General features: G+C 57.6%; 22 protein-coding genes and 2 pseudogenes. 11 read left to right on the top strand and 13 right to left on the bottom strand.

The features are described from left to right. The first annotated feature begins 3 nt into the window (after positions 1-3). Positions 4-1251, top strand: a complete 1248-nt coding sequence (locus C4E04_RS08695; RefSeq protein WP_162559331.1) for a DNA methyltransferase — start codon at positions 4-6, stop codon at positions 1249-1251. 515 nt (positions 1252-1766) lie between these two features. Here the strand turns inward: C4E04_RS08695 and C4E04_RS08690 are convergent. After that, positions 1767-2369, bottom strand: coding sequence for a hypothetical protein (locus tag C4E04_RS08690; RefSeq protein ID WP_109596742.1), 603 nt, complete (start codon positions 2367-2369; stop codon positions 1767-1769). Positions 2370-3002: 633 nt separating this feature from the next. On the opposite strand from C4E04_RS08690, the gene C4E04_RS08685 reads away from it, so the two are divergent. Then, a complete protein-coding gene (locus tag C4E04_RS08685; protein WP_109596740.1) occupies positions 3003-6269 on the top strand; it encodes an EAL domain-containing protein in 3267 nt (1088 codons plus the stop codon). Positions 6270-6795: 526 nt separating this feature from the next. Next, positions 6796-6996, top strand: coding sequence for a recombinase family protein (locus C4E04_RS21725; RefSeq protein ID WP_371682045.1), 201 nt, complete (start codon positions 6796-6798; stop codon positions 6994-6996). 140 nt (positions 6997-7136) lie between these two features. Here the strand turns inward: C4E04_RS21725 and C4E04_RS21570 are convergent, their stop codons facing one another. Next, entirely contained in the window at positions 7137-7259 is a 123-nt protein-coding gene (locus C4E04_RS21570; protein WP_256385778.1) for a hypothetical protein, read from the bottom strand. Between the two features lie 319 nt (positions 7260-7578). After that, positions 7579-8253, bottom strand: a complete 675-nt coding sequence (locus C4E04_RS08675; RefSeq protein ID WP_109596736.1) for a hypothetical protein — start codon at positions 8251-8253, stop codon at positions 7579-7581. Between the two features lie 890 nt (positions 8254-9143). Here C4E04_RS08675 and C4E04_RS08670 point away from each other — a divergent pair. From C4E04_RS08670 to C4E04_RS08655, 3 genes are all read left to right on the top strand, one after another. Then, a complete protein-coding gene (locus C4E04_RS08670) occupies positions 9144-9965 on the top strand; it encodes a class I SAM-dependent methyltransferase (RefSeq protein WP_210204615.1) in 822 nt (273 codons plus the stop codon). A gap of 542 nt (positions 9966-10507) precedes the next feature. Further along, positions 10508-10816, top strand: coding sequence for a hypothetical protein (locus C4E04_RS08665; RefSeq protein ID WP_109596732.1), 309 nt, complete (start codon positions 10508-10510; stop codon positions 10814-10816). A gap of 592 nt (positions 10817-11408) precedes the next feature. Beyond that, on the top strand, positions 11409-12479 hold the full coding sequence (locus tag C4E04_RS08655; RefSeq protein WP_109596730.1) for a tyrosine-type recombinase/integrase: 1071 nt from the start codon (positions 11409-11411) through the stop codon (positions 12477-12479). Positions 12480-12904: 425 nt separating this feature from the next. Here the strand turns inward: C4E04_RS08655 and C4E04_RS21565 are convergent. The 4 genes and pseudogenes from C4E04_RS21565 to C4E04_RS08640 form a co-directional block, all read right to left on the bottom strand. Beyond that, positions 12905-13435, bottom strand: a pseudogene (locus C4E04_RS21565) (DegT/DnrJ/EryC1/StrS family aminotransferase); the annotation flags it as partial. Further along, the gene (locus C4E04_RS21560) at positions 13413-14054 is read right to left on the bottom strand and encodes an aminotransferase class V-fold PLP-dependent enzyme (protein ID WP_210204614.1); all 642 of its coding nucleotides are present in this window, start codon (positions 14052-14054) and stop codon (positions 13413-13415) included. The gene C4E04_RS21560 and the pseudogene C4E04_RS21565, both read right to left, overlap by 23 nt. Next, positions 14038-15201, bottom strand: a complete 1164-nt coding sequence (locus C4E04_RS08645) for a glycosyltransferase family 4 protein (protein WP_162559330.1) — start codon at positions 15199-15201, stop codon at positions 14038-14040. The genes C4E04_RS21560 and C4E04_RS08645 overlap by 17 nt, the downstream gene beginning before the upstream one ends. Positions 15202-15671: 470 nt before the next feature. Then, a pseudogene (locus C4E04_RS08640) lies at positions 15672-16118 on the bottom strand (DDE-type integrase/transposase/recombinase). 445 nt (positions 16119-16563) lie between these two features. Between C4E04_RS08640 and C4E04_RS21170 the strand changes: the two are divergent. After that, a complete protein-coding gene (locus C4E04_RS21170; RefSeq protein ID WP_109600953.1) occupies positions 16564-16710 on the top strand; it encodes a general stress protein in 147 nt (48 codons plus the stop codon). 393 nt (positions 16711-17103) lie between these two features. Here the strand turns inward: C4E04_RS21170 and C4E04_RS08630 are convergent, their stop codons facing one another. Then, on the bottom strand, positions 17104-17427 hold the full coding sequence (locus tag C4E04_RS08630) for a hypothetical protein (protein WP_109596726.1): 324 nt from the start codon (positions 17425-17427) through the stop codon (positions 17104-17106). A gap of 374 nt (positions 17428-17801) precedes the next feature. Then, positions 17802-18098, bottom strand: a complete 297-nt coding sequence (locus C4E04_RS08625) for a hypothetical protein (protein ID WP_109596724.1) — start codon at positions 18096-18098, stop codon at positions 17802-17804. Between the two features lie 710 nt (positions 18099-18808). On the opposite strand from C4E04_RS08625, the gene C4E04_RS08620 reads away from it, so the two are divergent. From C4E04_RS08620 to C4E04_RS08605, 3 genes are all read left to right on the top strand, one after another. After that, entirely contained in the window at positions 18809-19633 is an 825-nt protein-coding gene (locus C4E04_RS08620; RefSeq protein WP_109596722.1) for a hypothetical protein, read from the top strand. Positions 19634-19770: 137 nt separating this feature from the next. Next, positions 19771-20175 (top strand): VOC family protein, encoded by a 405-nt coding sequence (locus C4E04_RS08615; RefSeq protein WP_109596720.1) that lies wholly within the window; start codon positions 19771-19773, stop codon positions 20173-20175. Between the two features lie 496 nt (positions 20176-20671). Continuing rightward, positions 20672-21628, top strand: coding sequence for a DUF4105 domain-containing protein (locus tag C4E04_RS08605; RefSeq protein ID WP_245416274.1), 957 nt, complete (start codon positions 20672-20674; stop codon positions 21626-21628). Here the strand turns inward: C4E04_RS08605 and C4E04_RS08600 are convergent. Beyond that, positions 21625-22674: a patatin-like phospholipase family protein gene (locus C4E04_RS08600; protein WP_109596714.1), complete on the bottom strand. Its 1050-nt coding sequence runs from the start codon at positions 22672-22674 to the stop codon at positions 21625-21627. The genes C4E04_RS08605 and C4E04_RS08600 overlap by 4 nt on opposite strands. A 252-nt stretch (positions 22675-22926) precedes the next feature. After that, complete coding sequence (locus tag C4E04_RS08595) at positions 22927-23622, bottom strand: hypothetical protein (protein ID WP_109596712.1); 696 nt, start codon at positions 23620-23622, stop codon at positions 22927-22929. A 229-nt stretch (positions 23623-23851) separates the two neighbouring features. Between C4E04_RS08595 and C4E04_RS08590 the strand changes: the two genes are divergently transcribed. Beyond that, a complete protein-coding gene (locus C4E04_RS08590) occupies positions 23852-24493 on the top strand; it encodes a dienelactone hydrolase family protein (protein WP_210204612.1) in 642 nt (213 codons plus the stop codon). A gap of 10 nt (positions 24494-24503) precedes the next feature. On the opposite strand, the gene C4E04_RS08585 is transcribed toward C4E04_RS08590, so the two are convergent. Both C4E04_RS08585 and C4E04_RS08580 read right to left on the bottom strand, forming a co-directional pair. Then, positions 24504-24794, bottom strand: a complete 291-nt coding sequence (locus C4E04_RS08585; protein ID WP_109596708.1) for a GNAT family N-acetyltransferase — start codon at positions 24792-24794, stop codon at positions 24504-24506. A gap of 73 nt (positions 24795-24867) precedes the next feature. Beyond that, on the bottom strand, positions 24868-25452 hold the full coding sequence (locus tag C4E04_RS08580; protein WP_245416273.1) for a GNAT family N-acetyltransferase: 585 nt from the start codon (positions 25450-25452) through the stop codon (positions 24868-24870). Positions 25453-25573: the final 121 nt, after the last annotated feature.

The following is a 25573-nucleotide window of genomic DNA, read 5'->3' as shown; positions in this document are numbered from 1 at the left end:
AGCTTGATTCTTAAGGCCACGGCGGAGAAGGCTGGAATTGATCTCGCCACTGTCAGGAACTTAGAGAACAACAAAGGTACAGTTACGTCGTTGATCTCGGTTCTTCATGGGCTCGATCACCGGTTTGCAACACAGTCGAACGATATAGGATTGGGATCGTGGCTGAGGGAAAGGCGGAAATCGGTGCGATATTCCCAGCAGCGGCTTGCTTGCGAAACGGGGCTCTCAAAGCCAACCATTGGCCAAATCGAGCGAGGTCAGGGGCATATCGATAGCTTGTCCCGCGTAATGGCTGTTCTTGGTCTGCCGTTTGCCCTTCGCGCGGCTGAGGCTGCCGTGGAGGCGCTCGCTCCGCTTGAGCCGCAGGTCCATGTTCACATTGGTGACTGCCTCAACGTGCTGAAATCTTTTCCGGAAAACACCTTCAGCACGTGCATCACCAGTCCACCGTATTTCCAACAGCGGGACTATGGCGTGTCAGGGCAGATCGGGCATGAGGAAACCCCAGAGGAATACATCAGCCGCTTGGTCGAAGTATTCCGCGAGATCCGGCGCGTGCTGCGCAAAGACGGCACACTCTGGCTCAACCTCGGCGATGCCATGCAAAGAGTGGGGGCATCCGGAGGGCTCAAGCGCAAGAACCTTCTCGGGCTTCCCTGGCGCATCGCCTGGGCTCTCCAAGAGGATGGCTGGCGTCTACGTCAAGACATCATCATCAACAAGAAGAACCCCTTGCCGGAGCCGGTAAGGGATCGCTTCGTCCGCTCTCACGAGTATATGTTCCTGCTCTGCAAGTCGGAGAAGTACGTGTTCGACGTAGCGGCCGTCCGTGAACGCGGGGCTACGATGAGACCCGGCTCGCCTCAGCGAGACACCCGAGAAACCCATGGTGTGGTGTCGGGTGGCAATACAGGTCTGAATGCCGCCAAGGAGAGGATGCGCCAAGAGCTTGAGACGAATGGTTTCGTGACCCGGAACAAACGATCTGTTTGGACGGTCTCAACCGGCTCTCAGCGTCATGGTCATTTTGCAACCTTTCCCGAGGAGCAAGTGGAGCCCTGTATCCTGGCGGGTTGTCCTGAAGGCGGCACAGTGATCGATCCTTTCGGCGGTTCCGGAACCACAGGGCTTGTTGCGAAGCGTCTCGGGCGGCATGCCGTCCTTATTGAGATCAATCCGGAGTATGCCGACATTGCGCAAAGACGCTGTGCGGTCTCTCAAGTGGCACCTGAAGATGGGACAACTCCTTAAAGCGATCAGGCGAGAGCGAACGGTCGCGGGAGAGTGGGCCAAACAGCCAGCCTTTGAGGCTACAGCAGTAAGTTTTGTCCCGCTTCATCCTACGTAAGGCACCCGTTCCAGTGTCTCGACAGTTCGTCCGTTTCAAATCATTTTTCCGGATCTTGGAGCGTTGGGAGGTGTCGTGATCAGCCGCCTTGGACGAACTCTCGCCGAACGAAGTGCCAACGTTTCTGCGAGCAAAACGTTAAGTCCTGCGATCAAACAATCCTGCCGTTCCTGTCCGTATTTTCATGCACCGCTTGTTACATCGTGCGGTGCAGAGTTTGCCAGTGGCCAGAACCTGCTTCCAGCCCGGAATCCTACGACCGACCTAGCCGAAGTTCTTCTGACAGTTCGAAGAGTGTACCGACTCGAACCTCTTCCAATGGTTTGAGCATCGAATCGTGAGATCTATAATGTCGGTCTGGCCAAGAAGAAGGGGGCTTTCGCCCCCTGTACCGTCGCCGCGATCAGCCCTTGAAGCCTCACGCACACCATCCAAGGCGTTGGACGTGACGCAAAAAGAAACTCAAATTCGACCGGTTTGTAAACTTGAGCCGTACCCTCAGGTTCAAAGGATCGCTTTCTTCGTCCCTGTATTCGCAGTCGTCGAGGCTCTCTACCTCGAAGCCGTCAATATCAAGGTGGCTGGCAAGCCGCACCATTTTGTTCAGCAGGCCGACCTCCGCTGCTTCGGCGTAATCGCCCAACTCCGCGTGTGGAATGCCTACCTCTTTATAATCGTTCTCGATCCTTTGGATTTCCCGACGATACAGGCCACCGGTCAGGACGACCTCGCATTCGTGTTCAGAACTCGATGAACTAAGGATCTGGTTCTCACTATCGTTGCCGTGGCGAAGCGGCTGGTACCAGTCCGCCTGGGTCAGGGAATGCCAGCGTGAAACGAACTGTGCGATGTGCTCCGGCTTCTGGAACCGCATTGTAACGCCGTTTCCGTCGATTGCCTGTGTCCAGTGGGTATCGACCTCTCCGAGGAGACCATGGGCGAGAAAGGCCATGTGCTGAGCGCAGACGTTAATAGAGATAGAATTTGGCTGAATGTTAAAGCTGTAATTTAAAGTCTTCATGAAAATAATTTCTTCAAAAAATGATGCGAAATTGAGTTTATGTAGCGGAATTCGTCAATTTTTTCCGATGAGACATTTATACATAGAGGCGATATTCCGCGTCCATATCTTTTTGCCTCATTATAATACACGCTTTCTATTTATCACCTTCAGATGTGCCGAGACGAATTCAACTCGTTTTCGGCCATTCCCGACCGTTGCATTTGCGTTCAGAGAGCCGGTTGTGACGAACTTTGGCTACCTGTCGGTGTTGGCCGTCAGTCGCGAGCTTGCTTCAAACTGGTATCGGCATGTTGAACCTCCATCAGCTTTCGCTGTCGCCCAGCGCTTCCCTGTCGGTTCAAATCGTTTCGAATACCCACTATAAATCCTGCACCGTCCGAAGGCTGATCTCGTCGATCATCTCGGCTCGACATGCAACTCAATAACCGAGGCCTAGGCGCTCAAGCGGAACACAATGGATCTGTATCGCATTACCCATTTTGGGTTATGCCATGTTTTCGACATATTGTCCGAGCCTCGGCGGGAATGGAACTGCCTCGCTGATATCAGGCAGAAGTATCCTACTGGGGCACAACATTGTCCAAGAGCACATCCCACATCGAGCATTGGTTTCTTCGTGGCGGCGGGGATATGGGTACGCTTATCCGTGCCTATGACTGGTCTAAGACCTCTCTTGGGCCGCCAGAGGCTTGGCCCCACGCCCTCAAAACGGCTCTCAGCATTCTGCTCAATTCGAAACACCAGATGTTCATGGCCTGGGGGCCGGGCCTGATCTCCTTCTACAATGACGCCTATCGCCCCGTTCTCGGTGCCCGTCATCCCGATGCCCTTGGTCGTCCATTCCCAGAGATCTGGGCCGATGTTTGGCCCGCCATCGGCCCTCTGGTGGATCGAGCGTTGGCTGGGGAAGGTACTTGGTCGGAGAACCTTCCCCTTGTGACCTTCCGTAACGGCTTTCAGGAAATTGCCAATTTCACGTTTTCGTACAGCCCGATCTTTGACGACAGTGGCGAAGTCGCAGGGATGTTCTGCGCCTGTACGGAAACGACAGACAAGATACTGAGAGAGTCCCCCAAATGTAGAAGAGCGAATGCTTTTCGGGCCAATGAAGGATTACTGCATTCTCTGTTCCAGCAAGCCCCCGGCTTCATGGCTGTGGTGCGCGGTCCCGATCATGTCTTCGAGATGGCCAACGCTGCCTACCAGCAACTTATCGGCTTCCGACCTGTCATTGGAAAACCGTTTCGCGAGGCTCTCCCCGAGATCGATGTCCAAGGCTTCACTTGCTTACTCGATCAGGTGTACGTCACAGGGCAGCCCTACATCGGTCGTGGCCACCCCGCTCTTGTTCAGTCCACGCCCGGCGAGCCAGCCGCCCTTCGCCATGTCGATTTCATCTTCCAGCCCATCGCCGCAGAGGATGGCTCGGTTTCGGGGATCTTCATCCAGGGGCATGATGTAACCGATCACAAGCGGACCGAGGCTGCGCTGGCCGAGAGCGAGGATCGCTACCGGGCGTTGCTTGAGGCCAGCACCATGGTGTTTTGGACTGCCACGCCTGACGGAGAGTTTGCGCAGGTCTCGGGCTGGAACAGGCTCTCCGGAGAGCACGAGGATCAACACTCAGCGGAAGGATGGCTCGATACCCTGCACCCGGAGGATCGTGAATGCGCTATCGCCCAGTGGCTGGCATCGGTCATCTCGGGTGCCTCATATCAGGCTGAGTTCCGGGTGCGCCATCGGGGCGGCGAGTATCGGTGGGCCAGTGCCAGAGCGGTTCCGCTTAAGGACAGCAACGGCTCAATCCGGGAATGGGTCGGCACTCTTGCCGATATTCATGACCAGAAGCAGATCGAAGAGGCTCTGCGGGCCAGCGAAGAGCGGCTGCGGCTTGCCGTTGAGACCACAGCGCTAGGCATCTGGGACGTGGACCTGAGCGCTGATCGTCACGAATGGACACCTGAGACCCGACAGATCCTGGGAATTGCCGCCGATGCTCCGCTCACGGGCGAGACCTTCCTGAGCTGCATTCATCCTGAAGACCGCGCCCGGATGGAAACGGTCTTTTACGATGATCGATCCGACACAGGCTCCGGCTATCGCTCTGTCTGCCGGATCATTCGGGCCGACAATGGTGAGGAACGGTGGGCGGCGGCGACTGGGCAGACGATTTACAGCGAGACCGGTCAGCCTATCCGTAAACTTGGAACTATCCGGGACATTACGGAACACAAGCGGTCGGAGGAGACACTTCATGCGACAGTCGAACGGTTGCGTCTTGCTCTGTCCGCAGGGCGTATGATTGCCTGGGAACAAGACCTTGCCACAAACCACGTCACACGATCCCAGAATGCCTTCGGACTCCTCGGGATCGGGTCCGGTCCTCTCTCAGAATTCCTTGACAGAGTTCACCCAGAAGACCGACCCCTGCGAGAGCACTTTCACCCCAGATCAGGTACAACTGGTTCCGACACTATTGAATTTCGGTACACGTTGCCGAACGGCAAGATGCTATGGCTGGGATTACGTGGCGAGAAGGCAGGTCCGGATCGCCTTGTCGGAGTGACCTTCGACATCACAGACCGCAAGGAGTCGGAGGCCAAGATCTGGCGCGTGGCCAATCACGACGCCCTCACCGGCCTGCCCAACCGCGCCTTGTTCCAGCAGCGCCTGGAGCAGGCACTTGCTGACGCCAAGCAGAATGGTACTGCCGTTTCCCTGCTCCTGATCGACTTCGACCACTTCAAGGAGATCAACGACGCGCTCGGTCATGACGCGGGCGACGCCTTTCTGCGCGAGACCGCCCACCGTCTCAAGGCTTTGATGCGGGATTGCGACACGGTTGCCCGGTTCAGTGGCGACGAATTCGCGGTTCTGGTCGTCGAACCGCTCCGGCTGGAGCATGCCTCTCGGCTCGCCGGGATCATGAGCGAGAAACTTAGCGAGCCATTCCGGTATCTTGGACGGGCCATCGCCAGTAAAGCCAGCATTGGCGTCGCCGCGTTTCCGGAACATGATGCCACGCCCGCCGATCTGCTCAAGGATGCTGACATTGCTCTTTTTGAGGCAAAGGCGCAGGGGCGCAGCCGCGTGGTCACCTATTGCCCGACGCTGCGATCCGCCGTCGAGCAGCGGGTTTCGCTGCTGGAGGAGGTTCGAGAGATCCTGCCCAAGGGTCAGATCGTTCCCTTCTATCAGCCCAAGATCTGTCTTTCGTCTGGGGCAATCATCGGCTTTGAAGTGCTGGCGCGGTGGCGACACCCGGAAAGGGGCATCCTTTCCCCTGATTATTTTGGGGCCGCCTTCGATGACCCTCGGCTGGCGATAGCGCTCAGCGAGAGCTTGTTGACCAAGGCCGTCTCAGATCTCCGTCAATGGCTCGACGCCGGGCTTGATCCAGGCCGAGTGGCGTTCAACCTCTCGGCGTGCGAGTTCAGCCAGCCGGGGCTTACCGATCATGTGTTCCGCATTCTGGATGCCGCGCAGATTCCCTCAGAGAACTTTGAGGTCGAAGTCACAGAGACGGTCCTCCTCAGCCAAAACGCGGGCAGCATCTCCGCAACACTGAACAGCTTTCACAGCAGGGGCATTTCCGTGGCCTTGGACGACTTCGGCACCGGCTATGCCTCGTTGACACACCTGAAGCGGTTCCCCGTGAGCCACATCAAGATTGACCGAGGCTTCGTCATGAATCTGGAGCAGGACGCAGGTGACAAGGCCATCGTGGAGGCCATCATCAGCCTTGGCCGGAACTTAGGCATGCAGATCACCGCCGAAGGGGTGGAAACCCTTGGTCAGGCGCAGCGCTTGCGGGAGTTGGGCTGCCACAATGCTCAAGGCTATTTCTACTCCAAGCCCGTCGAGAGCGGACAGGTTCCTGATTTCCTACGGGATTAATCATGCCATTTGAATGGCTGAGCCCTACCGGAAATCCCCAAGATCGCGGATGAAGCGTCCTCTATCGGGCTATCACCTTTCCCGGATTGCGGGCCTGATTGTGCTGAGCGTGTCTGGAGCTATCCGTTCGGAATCGCATAGCCTGATAGCCTCGTAAGTAAGCTCATAAGCCGTGACCACGATTCTTGAGGAAATACATCCCGCACCCGCCTGACTGAACTCTCGCCGAACGAAATACCGACATTTCTGCCAGCAAACCGTAGGTCCGGCGATCAAACAATCCTGCCATTCCGGTCCCTATTTTCGTGCACCAACCGTTGTATCGTGCGGTGCAAGATTCTAAGACAGTTTAAGGCGCAATCCCATCGTCCGGCCGACAGCCCGCGACCTTCCCAGCCGCCGCTCTTCTGACATTTCCTAGAGTGTGCTCGCTTCACCCTTAGCCTGAAATTGTTTGAAGGTCCCTCAAGGACCGTGTTGGTTTCCTTGAAGATATCCAGAGCCGGGTATCGGTCTGTATCTGCATGTGCAGGGTTTGGACACGACTTCGCCAAGCGGGCGCCTTCTCTTCTCGCTCTTATCGGTGTTCTCGGACTATGAACGAGCTATGATCCGTTCCAGAGGCGTGGCCGGACTGGATCGAGTTTGTGCCCAGAAGCGGCTGGGTCGTCCACCCATGCCAGCCGACCGTGTTGAGACCATCAACGCGATGCTGCTGGCTGGTTGAGGCATTCGGGAGACGGCCCGCGAGACCGATGCGGGAACAACCACCGTCCAGCGGATCAAACAGGCGACGGCCGACGAAAGAGCAAGCCGAGAGTTCGTCGCGGCATGAAGAATGGCCTGGGATCGTCCCAGGCCATCGTGTCAGGACAAGGCCATTTTGAAGACCATGGCATCCTTCGCGGAGGCAAAGACCATGACGATCTCAAGGTCGCCGTTCTCGTTCGGCCCCGAAGCCATATCATAGTAACCGAGGCTCCTCTCCATGGCTATTTCATGTAAGTCGCCTACCAGCGCCTCCATAGCAGGGATGCAAAGCTCGATATAGTCAGTTCGGAAATAGCCTCCTCCGCACAGGGCCTGTTCGATACGCTGCTGCTCCTCAAATCATTCGTCGTTAGATATTGTGTGGACGACGGTACGATCTGGATGAAGCCGAGCACGTTCCTGAACGGACGGACCGGAGATGCGCCTAAGGATTGAAGGATGAAGGTTTGTCACAAGCCATTCCTTAGGAAAGTGCAATGGCGAGATGGCTTGTATAGCTTGTTCTTAAATTTGTTCGAGCGAAATCCAGCCGTCAGCATTAGAACGGGCTCCTGGCACCGTACCCGGTGAATTGGTCTGTGGGCACAGGGGGGATATTTGAGCCACGGGCAGCAGACTGCGCGACGGCCTTGGCCTCCATCTCCTGTTCCTGCTTCATTCGCGCGTACATGTTGTTCGGATCATATAAGCCGAAGAACTTACGACGTTTGCCCCCAGGACGCCAGAACTTGTCGTAGAGGAAGACCTCTGTGCCGAACATCTCGCCATCGGCATACACGACGCACTGGATGGGTCCGTTCTTCTCTTTGACCACCAGGACGAACTGTCCGGCGTAGCGAAGATTGTTCTCACTCTTCGCGCCGATGTGACCCATCTTGGCAAATTCGATGTTGTCTTCCTGGGCATAGTCCGTGGCGATCTCAAAGGTACGAACGTAATACCCATGGGTCTCGTCGTTCATGCCACCGGTGGCGCGTTCCTCGTTGGCCCACTCCATCACTTTCTTCGGGGCGATCAGGGGCACGGTGCGTGCCCAATATGGACGGAACAGATCCAGACGGCCACCCGCGTAGATCTCGATCTTGAGGTTGTGCTGGCTCTTTCCCTTGCCAGGGTTCGGGCCATTGTCGAACAGTTGAAACTGGGCGCACTGGATTACCTCTAGGCGCGGGCAACGGCTGAGGAGCAGTTTGGTCTTATTTTGAGTAATCATTAAATAAATCTCTGTTTATGAAACAAAAGTCCCGAAATTGATGTCCTTTTGTTGTGTTCATTTATACATTAACAGGGTACGCGCCCGTCAATTTCTTTCTCATTGTCTATTAATATGAATATGAAAAAGACAAAGTTGTATATACAATGAGAATTCGAGATATTTAGTTCGTATTTTCTCGTTTTATATTCGGTTTTTGGTCGCCCTGCTCCTTGCGGAGACAACAGAAAGGCAAGGACGGGTTTCCCTCGTCGAGTAAAGACAACACGAGTTTCACTCGATGAGATAGACAAGGCGAACAGAGTTCGTCCCAAAGCCGATTTGATGAAGTCGGCAGGGAAATGGATGGGAAAACAGGACGAAGCGGGTCAGATTGCTGCCCAAGACCCACAAAGCTCGTCAGCGGCCTTGCCACGCGATCCTAAAAACCATGCCCTACGGAAGGGAGGAACCTGGCTTCAAATCGTTGGCTCAACGGGCGGCAAGCATTCAGGGTGTAGTCAAGCGGGCAAACCAAACAATTTAAGTCGGTGTTTTTAACCAAGCGACGGCCTGAGACTTCAAGAGCCATTCTCCGAAAAGTTCTCGATTCCGCCCTGCCCTCTCATCCGAGAGTTCGTCGCGAGCGTTTCAAACGGTTTTCGGGAAGTCGAACTGACGCAGACGACGCCGGTCTTCGGGAAATCTGTCATGAACGGAACAGGAATATATCGAACTCAGAGGGCTCATCGCCATCCCGCACATGCCGGATCTGCCCCTGAGGTCCAACCTGTCCTTGCCCTGTACAGAAGGCATGGCCGATGGAACCGCTACTCTGTGGGCCCGTATGCGCATTTGCTCTTCCAGCCCACTGGTGACATTATCTCAGAATGGTTCTGAGAGAGGCAAATATGAATGCCGCTGTCGAAGAGCACTACACCCACCGAGATCTGACCAAGGCTATCCGAGAAGCTCTCCAACGGGCAGGGAAAGACCCCGCGCACCTTCAGCCTACTGATCTTGCAGCCGTCGATGAGTTCCATATCCGGGGACGGCAAGCGACTCTCGAACTGGCCAACTGGATCAAACCAACAGCAGCAGACCGCGTTCTCGACATCGGTTCGGGCCTGGGTGGAGCTTCGCGCACATTAGCTGCCACCTACGGCTGTCATGTGACAGGGATTGACCTCACTGAGGCATACTGCCGGACCGCTCGCGATCTGGCGGAATGGGTCGGCCTTGGTGAACGTGTCACGTACCAGCAAGCGAATGCTCTCGACCTGCCCTTCCCGGACGGTTCGTTCGATATCGCTTGGACGCAGCACGTTGCGATGAACATCCCAGACAAGGCGACGCTGTACCGGGAAGCCTACCGTGTCCTGAAGCCCGGTGGCGTGTTCGCTCTCTACGATGTGCTGCAAGGACCGAGCGGTGAGGTCATCTTTCCAGTCCCGTGGGCTCGGGAGCCTTCGATCAGCCACCTTATCACACCGCAAGATTTGCGGAGCCTGCTTGAGCAAGCCGGATTCGAGGTGGAGCATTGGCAGGATACGACAGCGGCAGGTCGAGACTGGTTTATCGGGATGGACCGCTGCCTCCAGGAGAACGGACCTCCGCCTGTCAGCTTTGTTCTCTTGATGGGCTCAGAGTTCAAGGAGATGGCTGCGAACCAGCGCCGCAATCTGGAAGAGAACCGGATCGCATTGATTGAGACCGTTTGCCGAAGGAGGTAATGCCTGCTGAGGGAGCGGCATGTTCCAAAGAATAAGCTCGTTCAGGCCAGTTCAAACGATTTATGCCCCTGACCTCTCATCCGAGAGTTCGTGCAGACAAGTCTCTCAACAATTTTGAGCATGCCATCCTGTGAAGTGGCGTCGGGACGGAAGCGTTAGCCTTGCTAAATGCGTCTGAGACGACCAAGCTTGGCGATAGCTGCTCCCTATTGAGATCAGGATATACCTGAGATCGGCAGCACAAATTCGTGCGTCCGGTGCATGCTAGCACCGTATTTGGTTTAATTTTTGCTCCAGATTTACTTAAATTACTTCGGGGACCGAAAATTTTTTTCTAAGTACATGATCAGTTGTTATCTTTTTATCGGCCTTGCTATTCGTGCAACGAAAATTCAAATACTTTGGATAATTTGAAATTTTGCTTGACGAGAAAATAATTATTCGGCATTAATCCTCGCATTGGGGCGGTTGGCAGAGAAACTGCATAATGGGATCGCCGCAAATGAAGAAATGCAGACAATTTTCATTTTTGGAGCGGCTTTATGAGAAAGATTATTGAAGGCAAGCGTTATGATACAGAGACGGCAACTCGTATCGCGAACTATAACAATGGCCATAGCCCCGGTGATTTCAAATGGATCGAGGAAGACCTTTACCGGACAGCGAAAGGAAACTGGTTCATTCATGGGGCTGGAGGGGCTATGACCAGCTATAGCCAGCAAGATGGGCCGAACTCATGGAGTGGTGGGCAGGATATCAGAGTTCTGACTCCAACAGAGGCTCAGGAGTGGCTGGAAGTGCACGGCGAAACGACTGCCGTCGAAGAGTTTTTCGAAGTCGAAGATGCCTGACGCTTGAACGGGCGTTTCAAACCGCCCCTTTAAGCCCGACTGCAAACTCTCTAAACTCGCTTTATGTGGGCAGTCATATTGTGATCAAGGACGGTGCGAAGTTGCCACCGTTCCATTTCTCTATGCCAAGGAAGCGCTCCTGTTCAGGCTCCCTTGGCATCTGAAGATAGTAATACCCTAGCGCGGCGCACGATTTTTAAGGCCGCTCGGGAAACTTCTCCTTTCAGCTTTATTGAAAGGCAAAAATCATTTCACATTGGTGCGCACAAAAAGCTTGCGAGGCCGCGCACCAACATCGCCACCGGGTATACTCCGTCCACGGAGCGTTGCCCCGGTACGCTCCTACATTCCAACAGAATGCACACTGTTAAAGCGCGGCTCTTAACTAAAGCAGAGGCAGCCGCTTATTGTAATGCCAGAAGCCTTCGGACATTTGACCGGTGGCGTGAGAAGGGATTGGTTCCAGGGCCTTTACCTGGAACGCGCCAGTGGGATCAGAAGTCCATAGACGCTCATATTGATCGCGCTTCAGGACTGTCCACTTTGGATATCGAAGCCAATGAACTGGATCGGTGGATGAAGGAGAACGGGTATGGAGATTAAGCTCGCTGGTCTTCATAAAACTAACATGAAGCGCAAGGGTAAGGTCTTTGGACCATACTACTACGCATGGCGTGGTGGTCCCCGGCTCAAGTCGAAGTATGGAACCCTTGCTTTCGCCAAAGAGTTCGAAGCAGCCGTCGCAGGGCGTAACGCAGCAAAGATACCGAAAGGCATCTTTCATTCGGTGATCGCTACCTACAAGGGGTCCACCGAGTTCGGGAAACTCCGCGACCGGACGAAGGCAGACTACCTCAAGCACATCGAGGCCGTTGAGAAAAAGTTCGGAAGCTTGCCCCTCTCAGCCTTCAAGACGATCAATGTCAAGAAAACCCGTGGCGTATTCAAAAAATGGCGAGATGAACTTCATCAGCGCTCGCTGCGCCAGGGTGATTACGCTTGGACCGTGCTGGCTCGAATCTGTTCAGTCGGCATGGATCGAGGACTTATCGACGAGAACCCCTGCACAAAAGGTGGGAGAGAATATCAATCGAACCGTCAAGATCTGATCTGGACAGCGGATGATGAGCGCAAATTCTATGAGAGCGCCCCTCCCCATATCTCGATGGCAGCCCTCCTTGCCATCTGGACCGGTCAGCGGCAAGGCGATCTGTTGAAGATGCGTTGGAAGAAAGGTCCTTCAAAAGAGCCCTACTTCGACGGAACGTATATGTACTTGAAGCAATCCAAGGGAAACGCATACGTCCGGTTGAAGGTGGTCGGACCACTGAAAGCCGCGCTGAAGGAGGCTGAAGCCAATACTACCAGTCCCTACATTCTGACAACGGCTCGTGGCGAGCAGTGGAAGTCAGGTTTCGGTTCATTGTTCTCGAAGAAGAAGAAGGAAGCTGGTCTCGGTGGACTCACCTTCCATGACCTGCGCGGTACTGCGATCACGCGGCTGGCTCTCGCTGGAGCCACAGTTTTGGAGATCGCAGCGGTGACTGGTCATTCCATGAAACACGTAGAAGAGATTCTCGCTGCCCATTATCTGGGTGGAAAAGTGGAACTGGCTGATCAGGCAATGGTCAAGCTGGAGCGATACTGGGAGAGTGCAGCATAAGTCTCCTCGTCCGCAAAAAGGGGCCGCTGGCCCCTTTTCCATGTCGGCGCTGTTTTACAGCGAAGTGGCAAACTGTTGCGTAGTATAGAGCATAAATGACTTAGTTTTACGACCTAAGTCATTGATATTAATTCGATATACAGGGCCTCTGACTCCGTTAGTCTTGGTTCGAATCCAGGTCCCCCAGCCACTCTAAAGCGCTGATTTTCAAGCAAGATTTTGTTTTGTGTCACAGAGCATTGGCTCTGTATCACCTGCATGGCACGAAGCCCAGAACTTCAGCATTCGTTCGTACGCTTGTCCGCCCGGGGATAGTGCCACGATGGCACATAGAAGGCCGGGGGCGGGTCGTCACATACCGGACCTTCCCGCCAGCCGGTGATATAAGTTTCCCACGCATAGACCAGTTGCAGGCGCAAGCTTCATCAACAGCGGAACCGGTGGACGCACTCAACGACGCGTAACAGGTCTTCCTGCAACATGTTGGTGTAGAAGGGCAATCGGATCAGGCGATCCGCCGCCCATTCCGTGACCGGAGCATCTCCGACCATGCCCCCCAGCTGTCGCCCCATCGGCGTCAAATGAAGAGGAAGATAATGGAAGGAAGCACCGATCCCGTGCGCTCTCAAATAGCTCAGGAGCCGGTCCCGCGCCTCCGTTGTCGGCATGATCATGTAGTAGAGGTGCCAGGCCGGATCGCAGAACTCGGGAAGGCTAGGCTGCCGCACGCCATTGGTTTCGGCCCAGTCCCGCAAGGCGTCATGGTAGAAGCGCCAGGCCCGCTCCCTTTTGGACTGGACCAGCTCGAATTGCTCGAGTTGAGCAAGTAGTTGGGCTGCGAGCATATCGGCAATAACGTAGCTCGAGCCCTCGTGAATCCACTCGTATTTCTCGACGTTCCCTCGCATGAATTGGCTCCGGTTGGTGCCCTTCTCACGGATCACCTCGGCGATCTCGGCAAGTTCGTCGCTGTTGCAGGCGAATGCCCCCCCCTTCCCCGCAGGAGAAGTTCTTCGTCCGGTGAAAGCTGAACGCTCCTATGTCTCCAATGGTCCCGAGCGGCCGACCCTTATATTTTCCGAATAGCGCATGGGCCGCATCCTCGACCACTGCCGCGCCCACATTGCTGGCGGCTTCGACAATCGGATCCATGTCGCATGCAATGCCGGCATAGTGCACCACAACCACGACCTTTGTCCTCGAACTGACGCACTGCTTCAGGCTTTCCGGATCGAGATTCAGGGTCTCGGGATCGATATCGGCAAACGACACCGTGGCTCCGCGGAGCAGAAAGGCGTTCGCAGTGGACGTAAAGGTAAAGCTTGGCACGACGACCTGGTCGCCGGACTGGACATCGAGTGCTAACGCGGCCAGTTCCAGCGCATGGGTACAGGAGCTTGTTAGCTCGACGTAGGGTACGCCAAGGTTGGCCTTCAAGAAACTTGAACATGCCTTCTGAAAGCGGATGTCCTCATCGGCTCCCAGGCATTCGAGGACATAGTTCGGCTCGGAGGAGACGTGCGTCGGCACGTGGAACGGAATGTTGGATTGGCGTACCTCACCTTGCTGATTCATCGAGATGTCTCCGAATTGTCGTTCCGATCCGTTCGACCACACGCTCCCATGTGAACAGGTCACGGGCGCGGCTCCGCGCCTCATGGGACATGACCACTTGCAGATCCGGACTGGCGAGCAATTTTCCTAGTGCTCTGCTGAGGTCGACGACATCTCCATTCCTCGCGAGCAATCCCGTCCTTCCGTCCAAGATCGCTTCACGACGACTTCCATTGTCGAATGCCACGACCGGCGTCCCAAGTGTCATGGCATCCACAATCGCGATCGGGAAGGGGTCGAAGCACGAAGGCAGGCAGAGGCATGCGGACTCACGATAAAGGCGCTTCAGCTTGGCGAATTGCGAAGGATCCCGTCTGTCCAACGTCCCGGCAATCCGAATGCCGTCCTCGCGAACTTCAGGGTCCGGCCCGACGATAACGAGTTCAGCATCGGGCATGGCGTGTCGAACCAAACGAAACGCATCGAGCAGGAGCGGCCCGCCTTTCCGGTTCCAGTCGTAACCGACGAACAGGATCTGGTGGGGACGTCGCTGTACGACTTCGTCCTGGGGATCCATGTTTGGGCCCGTGTAGACTACCGTAATCTTGTTCTCGGGAGTGCCGTAGTGGCTCACCAGGCTTTCAGCTGTCCATTGCGACATCGCGAAGATGTGGCAGGCATGCTCGAGCGTCTCGCGCTGCGCCTGAATGGCCTGCGCCACAGTTCCCGCCGACATATGGCCAAATCCGAACTGCCCTGCCTCCCGCGCTTGGAACACAGTCATGTCCGTGATCTGAAACTGCGGCCCAAAGCGCTTGTCGACGCGCGCGAGAGTTCCGACTTCCAGGAATGCACCCCGGTCTCCTGCCAGCTCGATCTTGCGATTCAGTCTCCGAGACAAGGTCCCGATTGCTGATCGTGACCAGAGCCACTCGCGACGGACCGTCGGCCTTCGGCCCGACAGAAGCGGCACAAGGGACAGCGCGCCGACAAGCGCGTCGGTGGCTCCAACTGTATTGATGTTGTACTCGCGGCGCAGAAGGTTTTGTGCTTTCAACTGGGCCCGGAGCTGGGCGGAGTATCCGCTGAACGTCTTCAGACTTGCAGGATCACCCCAAGCCAATAATGAGACGCTCCAGTCGCTGTTGCTGCTTGTGATAACATTCATCTCACAATGCTGCCGCGGTGCCACCCTGGCACAAAGGACTCCGGAAGGCGACTTCGTTCCCAAAAATCTTACGCATGGTGGCCCATGGCAGCCAATTCGATCAAGCAAAAGACTGTAACTATTTCGAGGCCACGACAGTAATCCTGATATACCCGATAGGGATAAAATTGAGGTTATCTTTCTCATCCAGAGAAAAATCTTCAGATGAACGGCATAATTACTCCATTGCTTTCACAATGTCCTGCGGTGGGAGGCTTGGATAGCGAGCAACTTGGTGATGAGTTCAGGTCGGTGCTGCAGGCGGTCAATCTCGTGGCGGGCAGCCGGTGAAGGTCGGCGACGGATCCGGGCCGCGCATTCTCCGTCGCCCGCTTGACGAATGGATTGCACTCTTCCTCCGTATTAAGCTTGGGGGCCTTGTCGCAATTTCTGACTATGGACAGAGAAATCTCAGAGGGGTTCGTATTCGCTCATGCGGCGAGCAGGTGAAACTGCGCGGCGAGTGATGGTTTCCGATTGCAGGCATACTTGGCCTGCTTGCGCATCATGTGATCATCTCGACGCCGCCCAGGATCACACGAGCGCTGACCATGGACTGGAAGCCGAGCATGGGCCGGACCCGCCGCTTGATGGCCCGATGATCCTGCTCAATCCGGGGAGATACCGCCACCGGCCTCGCACTTTGATGTAAGTCTCATCCACGTGCCGTTTCCGGCTGACGCTTCGTTTACGCCTATTGAAGCTCTCGAGCAGCTCAGGCGAGTAGCGGATAACCCACCTGCGGACGGTCGCATGAGCGCCTGAGATACCGCGCTCGGCCATCATCTCCTCAAGGTTTCGCAGGCTCAGATTGTAGGCCAGGCACCACCGACACAGAGCAGGATTTCGGATCGATCAAAATGACGGCCTTTGAATATTGATACCTCCAGAGCTCGCCAGAGGCGCAGACCGAACTCAGTGACTGAACAGTACGAAGCCCAAGGAACCGGAGGGGACAGACAGGGCACGAGAAAGGCCCCCTGGTGCCAGGCTCAGCATCACTTTCAGCGTCTGCGGGATTGTCCGCGCTGGGACATGATACCTGAAATGCGTGTGTATATTCACTGCACTCAAGAATGAATAGAAAGTATTTTTTATGATTCTTAGGCTTCTTAGCAGAAATTAGGAATCACATCGAAACAATTTAATGGGGATTCGAGCCTAAAGCCCAGCTGCACATATGTCACACCACGAAGTAATACAGAGTTTGTTGCCACGCATGAACCAATCATGACCCCGTTCGTTGTCCGGACTCCCTTAGGGGTACAAAGGAGATCTACAGTGGCTCAGAATAAAGACACCTCGAACCGTGGCTTTGCTTCCATGGACAAGAACAAGCAGCACGAGATCGCCAAGAAGGGTGGCGAGGCCAGTGGCGGCAACTTCAAGAACGATCCTGAAAAGGCCTCTGAAGCCGGCCGGAAGGGCGGCGAGCATTCGCATGGTGGCGGCGGCAGTCATAACCGCTAAGCCATAATCCTTATGGTCTGAGGGGGCTCGTGGGCCTCCTCAGACCATATTGCGCTCTGATCAGTCGAGCGGAAGGCTCTGAGCCTCATGAACGGGCTCAGTCATGAAGCGCATAAAGCACAATCAGCAATACCACGGCCGACAGGCCATGTTCTGTGAGCATGGTCTAGAGAGCGCTTCGCTCATATTTGTCGAGCGTCGCCTCCCCGACGTCCGTGAAGCAGCAATCGATTCACCTGGGCTGCAAATAGCCTCGGGTTAGCCACCGGCGCTGTTGCCGGGCACGGAAGACTTCACCTCCCCGAAGCGCAGGCCCTGCCCTTAGGCGCTGTGCCCGGCCTCGTTCAAATCCACGGCCGGGCTCTTATCGGATGAAGGGCGACGCGATTTCGGTCAGCGCTCGGATACCGGCAGAGCCTGCTGCGCGGCGTCCTCGAGAGCGCGCCTGCGGCTGCGGCGCCGGCGAACAAGGACATACCCGCCCGCGAGAAGCAGGAACGGCAGGCCGGCACCGGCAATCGGGCCGGGAGCTCCGCGGTTGGGACCGCCACCCGGTGATCCTCCGGGCGAGCCGCCGGGTGAACCGCCATTGTTGCCGCCGTGATGATAGGCCCACCAAGCCCGCCACTTCCCCATAGCCTGGGCAGGCGGGGACGCAACGCTTGCCGCAGCGACAAACGCCGTAGCGGCAATAAGGATCTTCGGCAGGGCGCGCATGGATATCTCCCAAGGCTGTGCAACATTCCCATGAAGACTAACGCGACCTTATGGAATTCGAACCGCCTCTCACCCGTAATGTGAGCCCTTAATCCTTCTGAGTTACGGATAACTGCCTCGGTCCAAGCTTGACCGTTACGCTTCGAGAATTACAGCCAAGCAATCATGAAGTTGTGATGGCTTCTCCCGGTTTGTTCTTCTTGCAGCCGAGAAAGCGCAACATAAAGCCTGTGAAGTGTTCCCCATAGGTTCCCACCGGCCAAAACCTGACGACCCAGGCGATAAATTTAACAACACTCGTCTCCAAGAATGCCCTGCCATGTCGGCCCTGTGGCGGACAGAAGCAACCTGGCAGGGCCATCCATGAAGCCCGCTCAGTCGCAGATGCGCTCGCGGCGTACGATCACGCGCCCCCAATCGTCGACGAAACGGCGCCGGACCGTGTAGCAATCCTCGTCTTCGTCACGAGCAATGCCGCGATAACCCTCGCGATAATAGGCATGCGGTCCCCTGTCCGGGCCGTAATAGCCTGGCCCATAGGGCCCTTCGACCATGCCGTTGCGCCACGTGCCGGTGCTGGCACCCGCCTCTGCGGGCTGCGTCGCGACAAAGGCCGTTCCGCCGAGGACGAGCACAGCCAGAGACGCTTTCAGGATCCGTGTTCCGAGCATGATATCGCTCCGTTAAAGATCAACCTCGATAATGAGGACGCATTCTGAGGCTTTTCGTTCCCTATAAGGAGAACGCCGGAGCAACCCGCAAAGAAAAAGCGCCGGCACCGGCGCTTATGAAGTCCCCCTGCTGACTAGGATCTTATAATCGGGAAGATGCTACGCCTGCCCCCATGCGAAACATCTTCCCGACCTGTCCGGCAATCTGCCCAACACTACCGTCCCGACGATATCTCTACATCAACCCACTCTCCGGAGATCGGATCGAGAATAAGCACCAACAATCCTCCTCCGGTCGGGGTGTGTCCCTCGTCTTCGGACGGCAACTGAAAAATTGTACGTGAACGCAAGTCTATCCGCGTGCCTGACGCGTCTTCCCATGCAGGACGAGGCGGTACATCCGCGCCCCGCCTGCATCTTGGGAAGGTTGCCGATCGGATCTTCGGATCGACAAGCCCGAGTCTGCTCGGGAATGGTTAACGAAATGTTAACGGAGCCATGAATTCCTTTACGGAAGCATGAATGCCGACAAAGAATGATCAGAATCCCGCTACCCGTGCTGCACACGAGGCCATAGTCCGCTTTCAGACCCCCATTTTCGGGAGGTTCACTGAAGGCGCTAGACTGCGTGGTTCTGGACGGACCGAGATGGAGAAGTTGTCGGGATATCGTTTTTCCGTATATCCTGAGGTGCTGGCCTGGAGGAATATATGACCAGCATCCTTCCCCTTTCTCATCGGAGCTTTCTCGAAAAGACTCTCGATATTCTCTCCCAAGATTCGCGCATCCATACCTTGCTCGCCGGCGGCTCCTTGATCCACGGCGGCATGGATGAATTCTCCGATCTCGACTTCGTTGTCGTTGTGGAGGAGGATTCCTACACTGATGTTCTTGCTTCCAGAACGGCCATCGCTCGTCGCATCGGACCATTGCTGAGCGCATTCACGGGCGAACACGTCGGAGAGCCGCGCCTTCTGATCTGCCTCTATGGGCCTGATCTCCTCCATATCGACTTGAAGTTCGTCACGATGTCCGATCTGGACCGGCGCATCGAGCGACCAATCGTCCTTTGGTCCCGGGACAAGGGCGCCATCGAGGAAAGATTGGATCGGGCGGATATCCGTTGGCCGAACCTGGATCCGGACTGGTTCGAGGCACGGGCCTGGATTTGGCTTCACTATGGAGCCGCCAGAGCCTTACGGGGTGAGCTGTTCGAAGCCATCGGCATGCTAGCCTTCTTTCGCGAGCAGGTTCTCGGGCCTATGCTCCATCGCCGTGCGGGACGTCCACAACGGGGCGTGAGACGCGTTGAGGCCTTTGGGCTTGATCAAACCAGGCAACTGGCAGCGACAATCGCCCGTCATGATCTCGAGGCCGTAAAGGCCAGTCTTGTCGCCGCTATTGAGCTCTATCTCGAACTTCGTGCCGACGACCCGCCCCACTCCGAAGTGGAGGGCATGCCTGACGCCCTTCTCAGGTTCCTAGGGAGCGAATCCGGGAATTCGCAAGGGGCTCTGAAAAGCTGGACGAAGTAGGGTCGGGCGAACACGACCCACTTGGAAATTTCAAACGGAGCGGTCCAGCCGAAGAGCCGGGCCGCTGGTGATCCCGGGATCTGCAAAGTCGCAGAGCTCCCTGTTCGAACCGGCGCGACAGACATGAGAGGATTCAGTTGAAACAGAGTATTGCCCATATCGCTCTTGTGGTCCGCGACTACGACGAAGCCATCGATTTCTACGTCAACAAGCTGCGGTTCGAGCTGGTTGAAGATACATACCAGCCGGAGCAGAACAAACGGTGGGTCGTCGTTCGACCCCAAGGCGATGGAACGACCTCGCTGCTTCTGGCCCGCGCCTCCACTTCCCATCAGGAGACGTTCATCGGCAACCAGGCTGGCGGGCGGGTTTTCCTGTTCCTTCGAACCGATGACTTTCAACGGGATTACGCCGCGCTGGTTGAGGCTGGCATCAGGTTCCTTCGCGAGCCCAAACAGGCCCCCTACGGCACCGTCGCCGTGTTCGAGGATCTGTACGGCAATCTATGGGATCTCGTTCAATTCACAGATGATCGGGATTGAGCGCACAGCAGATCGAATCTCATAAATCGAGAGCTACGGCGTGCAGCGTTCTATTTCGGCCGGCTGACGACGCGTGGCTGACATCATCCACACGCTCAAGTCGGGCGTCCTTGGGCCGCAAGCGAAGCACCCGTCGCAACGAGCGCGGCGTTCCAGCTGGGCCAGCATCAGCTCCATCCGCCTGGCCCGCGTCTCAGGCTTCTTCGCCGTATGAAGGCGATGGCATACAGCGAAGGTTTGACAGATTTGACCGCCCTCGGCATCCTGCGAAACGCAGCAGGCATGGCCCTGGTGGTGTCCAAGATCATGGGGTGCAACCAGGACATTGAACTCGGATCGATGCCTGTCGGCACTCCCATCCGGAGGGTGGGAGGCGACACGACCCATGGTTCGGCATCGCGGAATGAGCACATTCGATACCACGGGGTCGCCCCGCAGGATTTTTCCACGACAGCTGCGCTGGCTTGGCATCGGACTGCGAACTCTGGTTCGGTCAGTGCTGATTGCATGGGCAAGTCTCGCGATCTTCTATTCCAACCTGCCCTGGCCGGACCTGCGGCTGGTTCTATCCCTTGCTTTCGCCGGCTTCGCCGTATGGGTCTTATGGGTGTCGCGTCAGCCGCGCATGAACGCGGCCTTGGGTGTGCTCTTCCTGGGTGTAGTGGTGTGGTACATCGCCATCCCGCCCTCCCATGACCGCCCATGGCGGCCGGAGGTCGCCGTGATGCCGCGGGCATTGATCGACGGCGAACGGGTGCGGATCACAGGTGTCCGCAACTTCGACTACCGCAGCGCCGACGACTTCACCATTCGTTATGAGGACCGGGAGATCGAGCTTTCACACCTGATCGGCCTGGATTTCTACGTGTCCTACTGGATGGAGGGATGGGTCGGCCACACGTTCCTGAGCTTTCTCTTCGACAATGCACCGCCCCTCACCATCTCAATCGAGACACGGCCGGAAGTCGGAGAGGGCTTCGATCCCCTTGCTTCTCTCTTCAAGCAGTTCGAGTTGATTTACGTAGTGGGTGACGAGCGCGATATTGTCCGTGTTCGCACCAATTACCGCCACGAGAGGGTGCATCTTTATCGCCTCAATACCGTCCCCGAGCATGCTCGCCGGCTTTTGCTCGTCTATCTCGAGCGGATCAATGAACTCGCGGACAAGCCGGAGTTCTATCATCTGCTGAGCAACAATTGCACGATCAACATCGTTCGCTATGCCAACGCAGCCGGCCGGGAGGGCAGGTTCGACATCCGCCATCTCCTCAATGGTCTGGTGGACAGCTATCTCTACCACTCGGGCCGGGTGGATACGACACTTCCCTTCGACGAGCTGCGACAACGCTCCCTCATCAACGATGCGGCGCAGGCGGCCGACGACCTCCCCGATTTCTCCCAACGCATTCGCGTATCATTGCCGACACCCTCTCGCGCGAACGTTCGGCCTTAGCCGTCCATCTCCACGACGGCGTCAATGTCGAGGGACGAGCGGTGCCCGAGATCCTTCCTATGAGACCGCAGGAAGTCGTCTGCCGAGCGGCGCCCCTCATCCCGAAGGTAGCAAAGAAAGTCCCACTCGGCATTGAGCTTGGACGAGTAACCCAGCTCGTTCATGGCCGAGCTGGCAATCCTATGGACGCGCATTTGCGCCCACAACGCCCCCTCGCAATCACCTGGGTCCGCCACCTGCCGCAGCAGGGCGATCATTCGCAGCTCTTTCAGCAGGGTCGCATTGAACGAGACCTCGTTGACGCGATTGGCGATCTCGCGGGCCGTGCGCGGGATGCCGGCTCTCTCGACCGGGTTGATCTGGACGAGGATGGTGTCACGTGAGGTGCACTCGCGCACCAGCGGCGTCATCGTCGGGTTGCCCGCATAGCCACCATCCCAGTACGCTTCACCGTCGATCTCAATCGCCTGGAAGAGGAATGGAAGGCAGGCCGAGGCCAGCAGCACGTCCGGTGTGACGTCCGCGTTGCGGAAGATCCTGCCATGACCGGTCCGGACGTTCGTCGCGGTGACGAACAACTTGATCGGCGCGCGGGTCAGGCGGGAAAAGTCGATACTCTCCGCCAGGATGTCGCGTAAAGGGTTGGCCCCGGTAGGGTTCATGTCGTAGGGCGACACCAATCGCGCTGCGAGATCAAGCGCGATGAAGAGGGGTGAGCTGTCCAGGGTCCATCGGCCCAGCAGGACATCGAGCGGCCCGCGACGGAACGGGCTGACAAGGGCAGCGCGCGCCACACGTCGCCAAAAGCTTTCGAGGGCCGCGCGAGCCCCTTCGGGTCCCCCCTGGGCATGTCCATCAATGAGAACCGCTGCGTTCATCGCTCCGGCCGATGTGCCGGAGATTCCATCGAAAGCAAGCCAGGGCTCCTCGAGAAGGCGGTCCAGGACGCCCCACGCGAAAGCCCCATGAGCACCGCCTCCTTGGAGGGCAAGATCCACGAGCAAGGGAGCGGTCCGCGTGTGAGCAGATGACTTGGACAAGGGCATGGCACGCCCTCCGTACTGCTTGATCGTCGGGAATGCTCAAACACCTTACAGGAAGACCGCAAAGTTGTCCCCCACGTCTATCTTAAGGTCTCAGTAGCCTTGTCTTTAAGATACGGCAGATTTGCCCTCCCGGCCTACCGCCCAATCGCCACTCAATCTCGTTAAGCCCGGTTTCAAATCTCTTTCGGCCTGAGACGAACGAGACAGACAGGGAACATCTCTTCTGGGTCAAACCCAGTGAAGCTACATCTTTCAACCTTCGGCTACGCCTCCAGGCTCTTCGGGCACTTGCCGCGCCATCCGATAGAGCTGCTGGTCGAACGTGAGCAGCACATCGGGGTTGGGAAAACTGATATAATAGTGGCTCGCGAGGGCATCGCCGATGGCCTCCGCGGTGCCGATGATGACGGAGCGTCCCTCCGCCATCTGGGCGAGGACAAACTCGTCATCCCAGTTCTCGCTCGAACCGTCATCGACGATGCGGCCGTCGGCCTCGTAGAAGACGGAGCGGGTCGCCCGATAGGCCAGACCCTCCACCTGCTCGGCACGTTGCACCACGATACTGCCCTCCGCGACAGCGCCGTCGAAGCAGGCGAGCTGCTGCCGCGCGGCCGGAGTGCCGCCTTCCGCATCCTGCACGAGCCCTTTCCGCACGAGCGCGATGATCCGCGCCCGGAATTCCTCGTCGAAGAGCTTCGGGGCGGCGAGATCCCCGATGGGCGGTGCCTCCTCGGCCTCAGGAGGGGAATCATCGACCGGGCTCGTCTCTAACACCGCAGCCTGGATGCGCGCCGCGATGTCTTTCACGGCCTCCCGGGCTGCCGTATCGGGGCCATCCTCGGCATGGTCGGCGCGCCCGGGCCCTTGCCGGGCGAGGAGCGCCTCGAAGCTCTCCATGCCGTCATTGCCGGCGTAACCGCGCCGGGCCTTTGGGGGAAAGGTAGCCATGGCTCGCTCCCATGCTGCGCTCACCGCGACATTCATTGTCGCGGCGACGGACCGGATCGCCAAGCGTCATGACTTGGGAGGAAAATGCACGCTGCATGAAAACTCCGCTCTTGTGAAGGGCCGACCATCCGGCGGAGGGATATGGAACGGTGGATCCGGCGCCCTAACACTAAGGCCTGGGACGGACGCGGAGGCGATCCCCCCTCCCCGCCCCTGCTGGGAGAATGCCATGGACCGGCCGGAAACCGAGGTCGTGATCGGATCGCTGGGGCTCAAGGGCAACCTGGCCGCTCCCCTGGAGGGGTTCGGGCTGGTCCTGTTCGCCCATGGCAGCGGCAGCAGCCGCCTGAGCCCGCGCAACCGCTTCGTCGCAGAGGGGATCCGCGAGGCTGGGCTCGGCACCCTCCTGTTCGATCTTTTGAGCGATGAGGAAGCCGCGGACCGGCGCAACGTGTTCGACATTGCCCTCCTGGCCCGGCGCCTTGCCTATGCGGCTGACTGGGTCCGGGCGGAGCCGTCCCTGCGCGACAGGCGGATCGGCTTTTTCGGGGCCAGCACGGGTGCGGCCGCAGCCCTGGTGGCCGAGACCCTCTCGCCCCATCCGGTCGCGGCCATCGTGTCGCGAGGCGGGCGGCCGGACCTTGCGGGCGAGGCCTTGACCAGGGTCCGGGCCCCCACCCTGCTGATCGTGGGCGGCAATGACGGACCCGTCATCGACCTGAACCGGAGGGCCTTCGAGGCCCTTGTCTGCGAAAGGGAGCTGACGATCGTGCCCGGTGCCGGGCATCTGTTCGAAGAACCCGGGACCCTGGACGAGGTCGTGCGGCTGGCGCGCGACTGGTTCGCCCCGCGGCTGCGTTGGCGCGCTTGAGCCGGAAGGGCTAGGCGAGGAGGTCGTGGAATTCCTTATGCCGGCGCAGCCACGCGCCCGCATAGCCACAGAGCGGCGTGAGCGTACGCCCCTCCGCACGGGCGATTTCGGCAACCCCGCGCATCAGCTTATCGGCCGCGCCCGTGCCGCGCAGGGGTGGTGGCGCCTCCACGTAGCGGATCAGCAAGGTATCGCCGCGGCGGTCGTAATCGGCGAAGACCACCTGGCCGCCGATCTCCAACTCGAAGCGGCGCCCGTCGGTGTTGTCGCGAATGGCGACGTCCTGGTCTGAGAGAGTCATACTTTTAGGCTCCGGCATCGAGGGGGCAACGCCCCTTCGCCGGTCGCGTTCCCGGCCAGGGACATGCCTGATGTCATCTCCCGCCTGGCGGGCGCCGAAAGAGAAGGACCGGCTTATCCTGGTAGGTCGCTTGTTCATGGGCGAGGAAACCGCATTTTTCCGCAACCCGGAGAGAGGGCCGGTTCGCGGGGTTGATGAGGCAGACGGTGGGCGTTTCGTCGAAATGGGCGTCGCCCCAGGCCAGGGCCGCGCGTACTGCTTCGGTCGCATAGCCTTTTCCGTGGACTTGAGGCGACAGCACCCAACCCATTTCGGGCATCCCATCGAGGGAGGGCTCGATGATCCGCTGAAAATCCGCGAAGCCCACCTCTCCGACGAAGGCCCCGGTCGCCTTCTCCTCCACGGCCCAGTAGCCGTAACCCATCAGGGACCAATGACCCACGTACCGCACCAACCGTCCCCAGCTCTCCTCGCGCGTGAAAGCCTTGCCGCCCGCGATGAAACGGGTGACTGACGGATCGCTCCACAGGGCAAGGCTGGCATCGAGGTCCTCGATACAATGCTGGCGCAGCCGCAGGCGGGCCGTCTCGAGGGATGGTGCGAGACTCGGGCTGACCGAGCGAGCGGACAATTGGAGAGGCATGGGCATGGACGACATGGAACTTCCACCGGACAGAGGATTTCGCTGAGAGCGGCGTATGGCCGAATCGGCGGCGCACCCCGAGGGTAGCGGAAACTGCCTTCCGCAATCCCCCCGATTCCCGCACCGGAGTACCCAT

Source organism: Microvirga sp. 17 mud 1-3, from assembly GCF_003151255.1.
In the GTDB taxonomy this organism is placed as follows: Bacteria; Pseudomonadota; Alphaproteobacteria; order Rhizobiales; family Beijerinckiaceae; genus Microvirga.
Note: the sequence above shows the minus strand (reverse complement) of the source record. Positions and strands in the feature narration are given on the sequence as shown.

What these genes read in the sequence shown, in the direction of transcription:
- C4E04_RS08685 (WP_109596740.1), top strand. Translation starts at nt 3,003, where the DNA reads ATGGGTACGCTTATCCGTGCCTATGACTGGTCTAAGACCTCTCTTGGG.
- C4E04_RS08655 (WP_109596730.1), top strand. Translation starts at nt 11,409, where the DNA reads ATGGAGATTAAGCTCGCTGGTCTTCATAAAACTAACATGAAGCGCAAG.
- C4E04_RS08675 (WP_109596736.1), bottom strand. Translation starts at nt 8,253, where the DNA reads ATGATTACTCAAAATAAGACCAAACTGCTCCTCAGCCGTTGCCCGCGC.
- C4E04_RS08585 (WP_109596708.1), bottom strand. Translation starts at nt 24,794, where the DNA reads ATGACTCTCTCAGACCAGGACGTCGCCATTCGCGACAACACCGACGGG.
- C4E04_RS08625 (WP_109596724.1), bottom strand. Translation starts at nt 18,098, where the DNA reads ATGCTCGGAACACGGATCCTGAAAGCGTCTCTGGCTGTGCTCGTCCTC.
- C4E04_RS08670 (WP_210204615.1), top strand. Translation starts at nt 9,144, where the DNA reads ATGAATGCCGCTGTCGAAGAGCACTACACCCACCGAGATCTGACCAAG.
- C4E04_RS21570 (WP_256385778.1), bottom strand. Translation starts at nt 7,259, where the DNA reads ATGGAGAGGAGCCTCGGTTACTATGATATGGCTTCGGGGCCGAACGAG.
- C4E04_RS08665 (WP_109596732.1), top strand. Translation starts at nt 10,508, where the DNA reads ATGAGAAAGATTATTGAAGGCAAGCGTTATGATACAGAGACGGCAACT.
- C4E04_RS08630 (WP_109596726.1), bottom strand. Translation starts at nt 17,427, where the DNA reads ATGCGCGCCCTGCCGAAGATCCTTATTGCCGCTACGGCGTTTGTCGCT.
- C4E04_RS08595 (WP_109596712.1), bottom strand. Translation starts at nt 23,622, where the DNA reads ATGGCTACCTTTCCCCCAAAGGCCCGGCGCGGTTACGCCGGCAATGAC.
- C4E04_RS08600 (WP_109596714.1), bottom strand. Translation starts at nt 22,674, where the DNA reads ATGCCCTTGTCCAAGTCATCTGCTCACACGCGGACCGCTCCCTTGCTC.
- C4E04_RS08590 (WP_210204612.1), top strand. Translation starts at nt 23,852, where the DNA reads ATGGACCGGCCGGAAACCGAGGTCGTGATCGGATCGCTGGGGCTCAAG.
- C4E04_RS21170 (WP_109600953.1), top strand. Translation starts at nt 16,564, where the DNA reads ATGGACAAGAACAAGCAGCACGAGATCGCCAAGAAGGGTGGCGAGGCC.
- C4E04_RS08580 (WP_245416273.1), bottom strand. Translation starts at nt 25,452, where the DNA reads ATGTCGTCCATGCCCATGCCTCTCCAATTGTCCGCTCGCTCGGTCAGC.
- C4E04_RS08690 (WP_109596742.1), bottom strand. Translation starts at nt 2,369, where the DNA reads ATGAAGACTTTAAATTACAGCTTTAACATTCAGCCAAATTCTATCTCT.
- C4E04_RS08620 (WP_109596722.1), top strand. Translation starts at nt 18,809, where the DNA reads ATGACCAGCATCCTTCCCCTTTCTCATCGGAGCTTTCTCGAAAAGACT.
- C4E04_RS21560 (WP_210204614.1), bottom strand. Translation starts at nt 14,054, where the DNA reads ATGAATCAGCAAGGTGAGGTACGCCAATCCAACATTCCGTTCCACGTG.
- C4E04_RS08645 (WP_162559330.1), bottom strand. Translation starts at nt 15,201, where the DNA reads ATGAATGTTATCACAAGCAGCAACAGCGACTGGAGCGTCTCATTATTG.